Origin of the sequence: Legionella maioricensis (genome assembly GCF_023618015.1) — a bacterium.
GTDB lineage: Bacteria > Pseudomonadota > Gammaproteobacteria > Legionellales > Legionellaceae > Legionella > Legionella maioricensis.
Window position 1 is genome coordinate 57,739 of the sequence record NZ_JAJKBJ010000009.1, and the last position, 12,188, is coordinate 69,926.

The window sequence follows — 12,188 nt, forward strand, 5'->3', positions numbered from 1 at the left end:
GTAAGTAATTATCCGAGTAAAGGCATGCCTTACTTGGATCTCCACCTAATGGAATCTATATACTTAAGGATGAAGCGATGACCCCACAACATGTGATAAGTCAGCTGCTAGAATCTGACACAAGATATCCTAAAAATTTAGATCTTTTAAAAAAAATAATTCTGACTACTTATCTTGGTCGTCTTAGAATCAATAATTTGTCTCCGGATAATAGAGTTACGCTAGGTAGTTATTTATTTGATGAAGAGCGAGTAATGTTTGATTATACTCGATTAAGTGACCATAAAAGAGCTCTTTTTCGTAAGTGGTTGCTTGACGATCATCAGGAAGAAAAAAAGACTGTTTATTTGAGTAACGTCCATGTCAATGAATATCGCGGATTTACTGCTGAAGTTGCTTTGAGTTGGTGGGGTAGATTAATCAGTTGGTTTGAAGATAGATTTTCGGAACAATGGAAAATAACTGATTTGAATTTGTCCCTCAACTACCAATTAACAGGGATTGAAATCTGCCATGGCCAGCACGGCAGTTTAATCGGGTTTAATCAATTTTTAGCTCCTCGAACCGGAACTAAATATAAAGCGGCAGATGATCCTCAGCAAGAACCATTAGGTAATACCAAAAGAGTTTTTATAACTGACGCCTTGGTCGATCAGTTAATGAAAACTGATTTAAACAGTATCAATTATGGACCATTATGTAAGAGTCCTCATCCTCAATCAATAGAGGTGATAAACCAAGAGGCTCGTCATCAAGAAATGCATGATTATAGAGCCATTCAAAAATTTAGAGATCATAAGCCGTGGTATATTAAATTATGGCGTTGGTGTTCTTCATTATTGATTGAGCAAGAGGAGCAACCAATAGTTAAAAGCCCTATAGTTAGAGTGGGCGATCCCTCGATACTTTATGAAAATGAAACCATTAAAATATACCAACGTGAACCAACGAAAGAAATATTAGTAAAAGAAAAACGACCTGAAATAAGCAATCTGGTACTATGCGGCGGCGGCGGGAAAATATTTGCTCATATCGGCGTATGGAAAGCGCTTTGTGAAGCCAATATACGTCCTGTAAATTTTGCTGGAAGTTCTGCTGGCGCGATCATGTCTTTGCTGTGTTATTTGGGGTACACTGCTGAAGAAATAACTGATTTATTTAAGCATTTCAGACAGGAACATTTGGTTTTTTATGATATAGACAGAAATGGTCTTTCAGATCCGCACTCTTTAAAAACTGCTCTTGATTATGCAATTGCTCTTAAAATAAAGCAAATTGTTGCTAAATATAAAGTTCCTTATCCAGAAGGTAAAATTAGCTTCACTACGCTAGATGCTTTAAAAAAACAATGTCCTGGTTGTGGTATAGGAGACAAACTTATAGTCACTGCAACCAATAAAAGATTAAGACAAACAAGATATTTCTCTTTAGAAAAATCGCCTTTATTTGAGGTCAGTGAAGCCGTTAAAACCTCTGCCAGTTTCCCTGTTGTTTATAGAGGAACTGTCATTGATGGAGAGGAACATAACGATGGCGGTATCTTAAGCAACTTTCCTACTGAGGCTTTTCCTGAGGATCATTCAACGTTACTGGAATCTGAGTTTGGTAATAATCTTAAGGTTTTGGCAGTACAATTTGATAATGGTACGGAAAGAACAGCAATAGATCGAATTGAACGTGTTTATAGAGAGAATTTTTTCGTTAATTGGCTATACGGTTTATTAACTGGAGTTAAGGATCCTGCCAGCGCATGGGAACAGGACCGGATGAAATTGAGGAAATATGCATCTCAATCGATAGTCGTTAATGTGGATAACATTTCATCTTCCTCGTTTAATGTTGATGATGAAAGCCGTGTTCGAATTATTCAAAACGGAGAGGACGCGACAAAAAGTTACTTGGATGTGCGTTACGAAAAAAAAGGAGAGCAGAGATGCGAAAACCAAGAGGAAATGTATTCTACATTTAATTCTTTAGGTGATCTGCTCGCTTATTGTTGTTATAGAAGAGATAAACATTGGTTTGAAATCGTCAATAATCTAATTGTTCAATCCAAGCTTCCAAACAGAACAGCTCTTATGAATCAAGCTTTAGAATTAAGACAACTTTACTTTAACTCTCAAACGGTTGTTGAAAGTCCAGCTGAGGCTGAGCCTACTAATCCGGTAACATTTTTTGGTAATGCAATACCCCAGGAGCAGCCAGTTATCAGTGAAGAAAATCACTCTCTTCTAGTGGCCATATATCCAGTTTTTTTAAAAATACCTCTAGAGTTTGCGCAAAATAAAACCGATAAAAGGAGGCTGGAGGCAGCGAGGCATTCGTTAACTCTGCATTCACCGCTTCGTTGTTTGGACCATTTAACTCATATGAGTGGTCAAATTAATATTGTTCTGCATATCTTTACTAATTTATTAAAAGAGCTTAAAGAAAATTCAAATCCAGACGTATACAGTTCGCTTCAGGATTTACAGAGTTTACTTTATAGTAATATTGATTTATTTAAAGCCGAATATTATGGAAATTGGGATTTATCGTTACAACAGAGTTTAAGAGTCTTGAAATTATTTAATAGCAGTGAACCTGTTTCAATTTCTAGATTACTAACTTGTTTGCGCGCCCAGAACGAACCCATGCAAACCGTTATTGATGGTGTATATTATGATGATTTTAGTGACGGAAGCCAGGAAGAGTGCAGTATGGGATTCAGTGTTCCATGAGTACTTTATAAGTTATAAGTCTTCGCGCAATGGTCAATTTAAGCTTTATATAGCCCGTATTAGCGCAGCGTAATACGGGAATATAGCCTTAATCCCGGAATTACGACTTCATCTAATCATGACTACACATCCTTAAATCGACGCCACTGTGTGGACGCTTACGATTTAAATAATTGTCTGTTTGCCATTATTTGAAACAGGCCTTCATCTTTCATTAATTCACTATAAGTTCCGGTTTGAATTATTTTCCCTTGATTCATCACCAGGATTAAATCGGCCTTTTCTATCGTAGATAACCGATGTGCTATAACTACCCGGGTTGTTTTTAGTTGTTCCAGGCTTTCAATAACGATGGATTGGGCATTATTGTCTAGAGAGCTGGTTGCCTCGTCGAAAAATATAATTTTAGGTTTTTTGGCTAAGGCTCTGGCTATGAGTACTCGTTGTCGTTGTCCTCCTGATAACGACCCGCCGCGCTCTGAAATGATCGTATGCATGCCCATGGGCATTTTTCTGATGTCTTCAGCCAGTCCGGCCATTTCTGCCGCATGCCAGGCATCCTCCTGGCTTAACGGTGCGGAGCCGACAATGTTTTCAAAAAGCGTGCCAGGCATTAAAAAACTGCTTTGCAATACTACCCCGCATTGCTCACGAACACGACGTATATTCAATTGTTTCATATCGTGATCATCAAAAAAGATATTACCGTGATCCAATTTCTCGAATCCTAATAAAAGACGAAGTAACGTAGATTTACCTGAGCCAGAAGGGCCTGTAATGGCCACATATTGTCCTGGTTCAACAACAAAAGAAACGTCTTGAATTACCGCGTGTTCTTTTGAAGAATAGGAAAACCTTAATTGATCCGCTTCCAACTTACCAAGTAATACCCCGGGGTTACGTTTACCTGTATGAATTTCCGGCAAGCTTTCAATAATAGGGAGGGTTCGCTTCATTAAGGGAATGCTGTTAATAACGGTACTGATTGAATCGATTAAACCGAGTACCCCCGCGGTAAATTGTCCCAATGCTGCATTAAAGGCTAAGAAAACCCCTAAATTTAACGAGGGCTCTTGATTGATAAATTGAGCAAAGATAATTACGGTGAGCAAGGGCAAACATAAAGCATTTAAGCTGGATAATAATGAGCTATACCAATTTGCTCTATAATCTGCCTTTTTTATTTGACTGTTTTTAATGGCCCATAGTGAAAATGCGGTTTTTTCTCTGCCAGATGTCTGAATTTTACTAATACCCGCCAAAAGTTGAACCATTAAACCAGAGAGCTCCCCAGTAAGGGAGACCATATATTGGTACAGTGACAGTTGTTTGATGCTGATCAATAACGTATAAATGGATATAATTGTTATGATGCCCATCGCCGTTAAAGCTAACTTCATGTCATAATAAAATAATAAAGCAAAACTAAATAATGAGAAAACCCCGCTTAAAAGCGAATTAATTACAACACCTGCCATAATATGACGTACTCGGCTTGCGGCCATAGCTCGCTGCACCAGGTCTCCAGAGCTAAATTTTCGGAAAAAACTCACCGGTAATCGAATAAGCCTGTCCCAAATTGCAATTTCCATATTCAGGTTTAGTCGACTGCCAATGCGAAGTACAGTAATAGCACGGACAAGTTCAAATAAACTGGCTGCAAAGGCGGCAGTTAATAAAGCCCAGGTGATTTGTTTTAATTGACTAATGCTTCCGGACGGAACAACCTGCTCAAATAATATTCCAGTAAACCATGGTGAGACCAAACTCAATAGGGCAGCCAACGAGCCCACTAATAACAATCGTCCTATATCAGCCTTACATCCTTTAAAAGCAAAAGCAATTACTTCTCGTATTTTCAGTTTTTTTTGTGGTAGCGGGCAATAAAGCTGCCATGCAGTAGGTGAAAATAAATCGACATCATTTTTGGTTACTGTTTTCTTTATTTCATTGTGGGGATCAAATAGTGTTAAACCTTGTTCTAATTTGGGAAGACCCAGACAAAAACCGTCGTCTTCTTTTTTTCTTAAGAGTAAAGGATTAGTAACTCCAAGCCACCAGTAATTCTTTAGTTCTACTTCACGAATCTGCATTCCGGTTAGTTGGGAAATATCCTGTATGGTTTTAAATTGAATATTATGGGGTAGCTGCAGATTAAAAAATTGTGCTGCATTTTGAACACAAAAAGTCAGGGAGTCTTTCTTATCAATTAATTCAACTGGATTATGCCGTTGTAATGTAGAAAGCATTTGCAGGTAAGCCCGTCTGAGAAAATTATTCTCATCTTTTTTTCTCTGCTCCAAGTGTTGCATTTCATGTTTTTGAGCTAGTTTTATAGCTTGAATCAGCAATGGTTTGATATGCTCATAAAACTTGAAAATTTCCTCACGTATTTTTTCTGGTGTAGGATTTTTATCTATAAAAAGTTCTTTGGAGTATTGAATCGGATACGAGATTAGGGTTCTAATTAAAAGATCCTTCCATTTATTTATCGCCTCTAGTTGCTGAGGTAAAGCAAGATCATCCCAGTTTAGGGGAAGAAGTTTTGCAGTGGTGGAGCATGAAGCAATCAACTGAATATTATTAATATTCGCAGCACCTTTTAAGCCAATTAATAAATTTCCTGAATTCCATTGCCCCAAAAAATGCCGTCGACCTCGATCTTTCCCTCGTTTATGAACAAGAAACACATCCACAACTCCGCTGCTGATTTGGAAATGATGATTTAATTCGTGCAAATCAAACTCTCGGGAAACAGGGGGCTCGAATGCTGAGTAATCATCCATCACTATGCCTCACTTGACAATAATTCATAATAAGCTCCACGACAGTCCACCAGTTGTTGGTGGGTCCCCCGTTCAACCACACGACCTCCTTCAAGAACAATAATTTCATCTGCATCACGAATTGTACTTAAACGATGAGAAATAACTAACACAGAACAGCCCAATTGCCTTAAATGAGTATCAATGATTAATTCCATTTGAGAATCCAAAGCCGAAGTTGCTTCATCTAAAATCAGAATAGTGGGTTTTTTAAGTATGGCACGAGCAATCTCTAATCGTTGACGTTGTCCACCACTAAAGTTGGATCCTCCTTCACTAATAATGCTTTCATAGCCATTTTCCCGCTCTCCAGCAATTGTTTGATGCATTAATACGGCTTTTGCGGCATTAAGTATTTCTTCATCGCTTATCGTGTTATCCCATAAAGTTAAATTATCTTTAAGAGTCGCATTAAATAAATTAATATCCTGATCCACGCTGGCAATTGAATTCACTTTGACTGCATTAGGAATATTTTTTAGTTCTGTACCATCAATTATTATTTTGCCTGACCAAGGTTCATAATAACTTTGCAACAGCTTACCAATCGTTGATTTACCACTTCCCGAGCTTCCAACTAAGGCCACTTTTTTCCCAGGTTTAATTTCGAGCGAAAAATCGGTTAATAGGGGGGCTGCCAGTGGGCTGTATCCAAAAGTTACTTTTTCAAAAGTTATATGGCCAATCAATTTATGATTTTTATCGTTATTATTCTCAGTTACTTGATAACGCTCCGCTAATCGATGAGAAGTAATATCTTCTAAATTAAATAAATCGGCAGATATTTCCTGAATTGTTCCTGACAGAGTGACGAGCATGTTAATGGGATAGCTAAAATTCTGATAAAGCAGCTGAAAAGCAATCACTGTTCCGATGGTCATTTGTCCTTTTATGGCTAGCCAGGCGCCCAAACTTAAAATAGCAGCATTGGTCACTAATTTTAATGCAGTAGGTAATACGGCTATAGAATCTCTTGTCCATCCTAATTGTTGTTCCGTTTCCAGATAATTAGCATGCATACCGCTAAACTTACGAAAGAAGTCATCCTCCGATCCAGAGGCCTTATAGGTTTCAATCATTTGTAAACCACTAATGGCTGCACTCATTAAATTATTCTTGGCTTTAGTTTCTCGCTGGCTTTCACTGGAGCGGCGTTGGGAAATAAGAAGCAAAACCAGTACATTAATGGTAGTGGCTATGAGTACCAGGACAGTTAATGGAATACTTAATAAACAGAGGATAAAGAAATAAATTATGGCCAATATTAAATTAACCGCATTCGTACCAAATTGTTGTGATAATAGGTGAGCAACAGAGTCACTGGATTGTAGACGGTTGAGGATATCGCCAAGATAACGCTGATTAAAAAATGACATGGGCAAGCGCAGTAAATGCCAGAAAAAATGAGCTCCGCTTACTAAGGCCATTTTGGTCTCTAAACGACTTAAGATAATTCGCTGATACCAGGTCAATAGCCCCTGAAAACAAGCAGCGATAATTAAGCCTAATAGAACGGGTTTTTGCCAATTGCTTATTTGCTGGATGAGTACATCATCAATAAAAACCTTAGTTAAGCCAGGAATAGCAATACCCGGAATTGCTAAAAAAAGAGTGGCAAGGATAATAAATCCTACAGCCTCTTTAGATTGGCGTAACCGATTAAGTAAGTTAGGTAATATTCTCGGTTTATGGCCGGTTTTGGAGAACTGAGGGCCTGGCTTTAATTCCAGGATAATTCCGGTAAATCCTTCATCAAATTCGTTCCAACTTAAAATACGTTTACCGTATGCGGGATCATTAATATAAACATGATGTTTGCTAACGCCCTCTAAAACAACAAAATGATTAAATTCCCAATGAATAATTGCTGGAAATTGATATTCGGTTATTTCTTCCGGCTCAGTAGTGTACGCGCTAACTACCATTCCATGTTTTTCTGCTGCCCTGAATATATTATCAGCTCTGCTTCCATCCCGTGAAACGCCACAATCGTTCCGTAACACATCTTGAGAAATCCAGCGTCCATAAAATGCTAGAACAATAGCCAGCGCCACTGCACCACATTCGACGGCCTCCATTTGCAATATTGTCGGAGTTCTTTTTATTTGATTAAACATAATTATTAATCAATCCCTAAAAATTGCTTTATCTCTGGAATAACCAAGGTAATTGGTGCTTGGGTTTTAGTAATGATATTTGCAGTACACAAGGTGCCATTAGTTACAACCATATTAGGGCCTTGTGAAGTGGTCCATTTATAGTGACTTGGAGTGTCTGCTTCTATCAAATCAATACGAATATAAAGTTGTGGTCCATCTTTAGTAAAATTATCTACTAATTTCTCGTTGGCCAAAACGGCCATCATGCTTTGCTGGCTACTGGGAAAACGTGAAACAGCTGCTACTTTACCTATAATACTACCGTACACTTGTTTCTTAACCGAATTGGGTACTACGTGAGCCATCATTCCAGGCTCAATAATTTTTCCCATTCCGGCAGGAACATAAATCGCTGCATCTACGAACTCTGAATAAGGTTCAATATCCATAATTTTAGTTCCGGCCTGAACTATTTCGCCGGCCTTTCCGATTACATTAATTATTTCTCCATCAACAGGGCTTATGATGATGCTGTTTATCTTCAGCTTTTTTTGGATTAACGATAACTCCAGCTGTGCCTGTAATATTCTGTTATTAATTTCAACCATACGTTGCTGATTTGTTTCAGAGCGACGTTTCGATTCTATAAGATTTTCCATCATCTTTTTTCTGATTTCATCGCGGTTTTGCAATTCTTTAAAGTAACTGCTTTTAAGCTCTGCCAATTCTTGACGTGATATCACTTTGTCTACTAATTTTTCCCGTTCATCCAGAGCTTTTTTTAAATAATCCAGGTGAGTATTGGCATTGCTTAAATCTTTTGCCCAATTTTGCTGCAAAACTTCATTATTCTGTTGCTCCATTTTGAAGTCTTTGAGAATAAATTGGCGTAAATTAGCTCTCTGCTTTTGCAAGGTACTTAATGTCTGTTGTTTGTTTTCAAGCTCCACTTCCAATAATGGGAGTTTAAGCGTAGCCAATTGTTGTCCTTTTCTGACCCGGTCTCCTACGTTTACGTCAAGAGTTACTATTCTGCCTTGATATTCAGCAATGGCATCATAAATATTTTGTCCGCTATTAATTAAAATACCATTACCGGCTACGACTGTATTAATACTGCCCCAAATAGACCAGCAGGTGAGCATAATAAGCAGCAAAATCACGGCAAATAAAATAATCCAATTGCGAGGAGAAATAATTCGAAAAAGATTGTTAAGCTTTTCTGGATTATTTAAACGTAATATACTGCTTTTACGAAATAATTTGTCCATACACCTCCCAACATTTACTGCTTCTTCTTTTTAGTATATCTGTGATTTAAGTTTTTAATAAATTAATTGATGTTTTATTTGAATTTACTGAATATTTAGGGGAGAAAAACGTCATTTCATTCGAAATGACGTTTCTTAGTGAAAAGTGCTACAGCTAAAAGCCCCCCGGCAGATTTATAATTCCAGCTTCAGTTGGTGTTGCCGGTTTTGAATTGATATTACAGCCTTTTGACTTATCTGAAACCGGGGTGACCGCCCCTGATGATGAAATAGCTAAAGTACACACATTGCTATTACTTCCGGTAATGAGCATTGTCGAGTTTCCTGTAATCCCTTTAACCAGACAACTGGGATTTTTGGTGATCGGGTCTGGACAAGTCACCGTGTTGTTTATCTGTACTGGTTTAAAGGGATATCCTACATAGATCATATAAGAAAACTGAGTTGATGGCGGTGGTGGTGTACTACCGCAGTAACTGCCTTTAATTTCCCCCGGAAGGATATTTTCTAATGTACAGATTAAATTGCCATCTTTGTAAAAATTAACCTGACGTGTTTGCTGCTCATTATTATAGGCGGCTACATAAATTTTATTATTAGAACCAAAAACGGCATAAGCGGGAGAGTCTGCTTTAATTTCTTTATTCAAATTGCCCAAATTTTGTAAATTTTGAATCCAATAATAAATACTCGGGAGCGATTCGCCAGGATCCGGTATATTCCCTTGTAAATCAAAATAATTAGTATAATAATTTAAAGCTTTATCTGGAGCACCTAAAGCTAAATATTTCAATAAAGTACCACAGTAGGCAGTGTTAGCAGGATCTCCCGAACAAGGATTTTTAGCATCAAGATTATAAACATTTAATACAAAATTGGGATCATATCCCAAATATAACGAACCGGCACTAATGGGCAATGTATTAGAGGCTAGATCTTGATAATAACAAGGTTGGCCTGCGCAGAAGTAAGTGGAGCGATCCATTTTTCCTCCCCATACATTACCTATAGATAAGTAAGTTTGTCCTGTACTTGCATTAGACCATCCCGCGGGGAAAATTCCAGCGCCAGGGTTTTGATTAAAATGATAATGATTTAAACCCTCACTCTCAGTTGTATAAAGGTATAGACCAGTTTCTAATAGGGATTGCGGAGATGTGTCGTCTCCCTGAAAAATTACACCTTCTGTATTCAAACCCCATAAAATAATTGCTTGAGCCAAATTCATGAATTCAGCACTGTCTTCCTCATTAGTATTGTCAAAGCTGTAAGGCATGCCTAAAGCGGAGGATAGACCGGAATAGGGGTCAAAGCTGCGAAAATGAGGGAATTTCAGAGGATCATTGGCCGCTTCGTTACCGTATTTATAATTCCAGATATCTCTAATGACTAAATTAACCAGAGCGCCATACTGTTGGGCCCATGTTTTATCAAATTGAGCAACAGTAGCCGCACCATCAATTAAGTAGCCCCAATGAAAAGCGTGGTCCGTCAGGGTTGTTGCAGTAAAAAAGCCGCTTGGAAAGCCCATTAAACTATGCCATTTACTATTATAGGCATAAAACCATGCTCCCTCCGGTCTTTGGCAGTCTGCGGCTCCTCCCGGACAGGGGTCAGTATAATTCAATCCTGTTAAAAAGCTGGTTATCTGTGCTTTAAGTTTCACAAATAAACTGTCACGAATAGCCTGATATTTAGGATCTGGATTTGCTGGAGACCCCATTAACGCATGGGCAATTTTAATCAGCTGCGCTTCACGACTAAGTAGTTTGCCCGTAGCATAGGTATCTGTCCATGGGTTTTTTGCATCTAAATGCGGATCAGGGGGGATACTAAATGAATAGTTTCCAATTTTACTGAGCTGGGCTGGAGTGAGTAGATTGGGCAGAACAGGCAGTACCCCATTAAAAGGAATTTGGATGGAGAAAGAAGCGGTATTGGCTTGTGAAGTTACCGGAACAGTAAATAAATGCATGGTGCCTTTTAAAGTTTGTATTATCCCGGCATTACCCGCACATTCATCCTGAAAGAAACAATTTGCTTTATCTGTACTACTCATATTTTTTATTTGCCAAGGATAGAGCATGACTAGGGATTGCGTTTTTAACGAAGGATTTGCATATACTGTTTGGGTATTAAAATTAAAATTGCTTATTACCTGTGAATTTGTTTTATCATATTGATAGCTGATATTGGTAGTTTTTATAAAATTATAAGCATAGGCTTGCATTTGATTGGCAAGCGCAACGGCTGCTGAATCAGTAGTTGCAGGGATAATGGCAACTGAGAAATAGGGGTTTGAGTCACTCATATTAATTTGAGTGCTGGGAACAATAGTTCCGCTACCCCCCTGATTTACAGGAGTAATCACTGCTCCCGTACTTGTTTTCCAGGAACTGACAGTGGTTATCGGGTTGGAAAATAAAGCATAATAACGATAATCTGCTGAAGAAGCATTTTTGGTTTTAAAGAGACTTAATCCAGATGTTTGACTAATTAATTTTACATCTTGTGAATTATTAAACCGAAGATACGAAAAAGTCTGCTTATTTTTCTTTTCTATAAAAATGAAAGGGGAGCCTTCAACAAGAGTTGCGGCAAGTAATGGCGAGTTATTTTGCGCCCACTGTACTTTAACCATCCAGTCAGAGTAATCTGCAACTAACGGTGCTGTACCGCTTAAATCACCTGTAGAAACGGTTACATCCAGAGTATTGTCATAACCTCGATCGATGTGAACATTGTCAATATTCGCTTTTTGCAGAGGTATTCCCAAACTGATCCCACTATCACTTACTCCTATAGTCAAGGGATTAGGAGTTATCATTAGAGGAGATAAGTAATCGCGATCCTGTATTTGGCTTACATTTTTATCCACTGCTAGAAGTGGTGTCCACCATAGACCACTGGTAATAGGCTTATTTATTAACCCGAATTGACTGCCGCGAAATGCTGATTTTAGTGTAGAGTAATTATCAATTAGGGGATAGCCTGCATCTTTAGAAACACGGCCTGGATATTGCTGAGCAAGTTTGGCAATCTGACCTTCATCGTAGTAGATGCCTTGCCCCAGTTGGGTAGCTGCTTGAAGGGAACAACTGTATATAAAAATTGATAGTGTAGTGGCTGAAAGAGTAATTGTTTTTGTTATTTTATTTAATTTCCCTATCATTTATCCTCTCCTTGGGTGCATTCTTAATGACAGCTATATAGCCATTCTTGGTTAAGTAAGTTCGAGAATAACAGTATCGATTCATTGTTAATTTTCGACTT

The 12,188-nt window shown here is 38.1% G+C and carries 5 protein-coding genes; 1 reads left to right on the forward strand and 4 read right to left on the reverse strand.

Annotated features, from left to right (window positions below; translation table 11 throughout):
* The first annotated feature begins 77 nt into the window (after positions 1–77).
* A complete protein-coding gene (gene vpdC, locus LOX96_RS09095; protein WP_250421153.1) occupies positions 78–2,720 on the forward strand; it encodes a Dot/Icm T4SS effector VpdC in 2,643 nt (880 codons plus the stop codon).
* A 158-nt stretch (positions 2,721–2,878) separates the two neighbouring features.
* On the opposite strand, the gene LOX96_RS09100 is transcribed toward vpdC, so the two are convergent.
* The 4 genes from LOX96_RS09100 to LOX96_RS09115 all read right to left on the reverse strand — a co-directional run bounded on the left by LOX96_RS09100 (position 2,879) and on the right by LOX96_RS09115 (position 12,087).
* A complete protein-coding gene (locus LOX96_RS09100; protein ID WP_250421154.1) occupies positions 2,879–5,506 on the reverse strand; it encodes an NHLP bacteriocin export ABC transporter permease/ATPase subunit in 2,628 nt (875 codons plus the stop codon).
* A gap of 2 nt (positions 5,507–5,508) precedes the next feature.
* Positions 5,509–7,662, reverse strand: coding sequence for an NHLP family bacteriocin export ABC transporter peptidase/permease/ATPase subunit (locus tag LOX96_RS09105; RefSeq protein ID WP_250421155.1), 2,154 nt, complete (start codon positions 7,660–7,662; stop codon positions 5,509–5,511).
* A gap of 5 nt (positions 7,663–7,667) precedes the next feature.
* Positions 7,668–8,915 carry an NHLP bacteriocin system secretion protein gene (locus tag LOX96_RS09110; RefSeq protein ID WP_250421156.1) on the reverse strand — a complete coding sequence of 416 codons (1,248 nt, stop codon included), beginning with the start codon at positions 8,913–8,915 and terminating at the stop codon, positions 7,668–7,670.
* 154 nt (positions 8,916–9,069) lie between these two features.
* Positions 9,070–12,087: a glycosyl hydrolase gene (locus tag LOX96_RS09115; protein ID WP_250421157.1), complete on the reverse strand. Its 3,018-nt coding sequence runs from the start codon at positions 12,085–12,087 to the stop codon at positions 9,070–9,072.
* Positions 12,088–12,188: the final 101 nt, after the last annotated feature.

Coding starts and splice junctions, on each gene's coding strand:
- vpdC (WP_250421153.1), top strand. CDS start 78: ATGACCCCACAACATGTGATAAGTCAGCTGCTAGAATCTGACACAAGA.
- LOX96_RS09100 (WP_250421154.1), bottom strand. CDS start 5,506: ATGGATGATTACTCAGCATTCGAGCCCCCTGTTTCCCGAGAGTTTGAT.
- LOX96_RS09105 (WP_250421155.1), bottom strand. CDS start 7,662: ATGTTTAATCAAATAAAAAGAACTCCGACAATATTGCAAATGGAGGCC.
- LOX96_RS09110 (WP_250421156.1), bottom strand. CDS start 8,915: ATGGACAAATTATTTCGTAAAAGCAGTATATTACGTTTAAATAATCCA.
- LOX96_RS09115 (WP_250421157.1), bottom strand. CDS start 12,087: ATGATAGGGAAATTAAATAAAATAACAAAAACAATTACTCTTTCAGCC.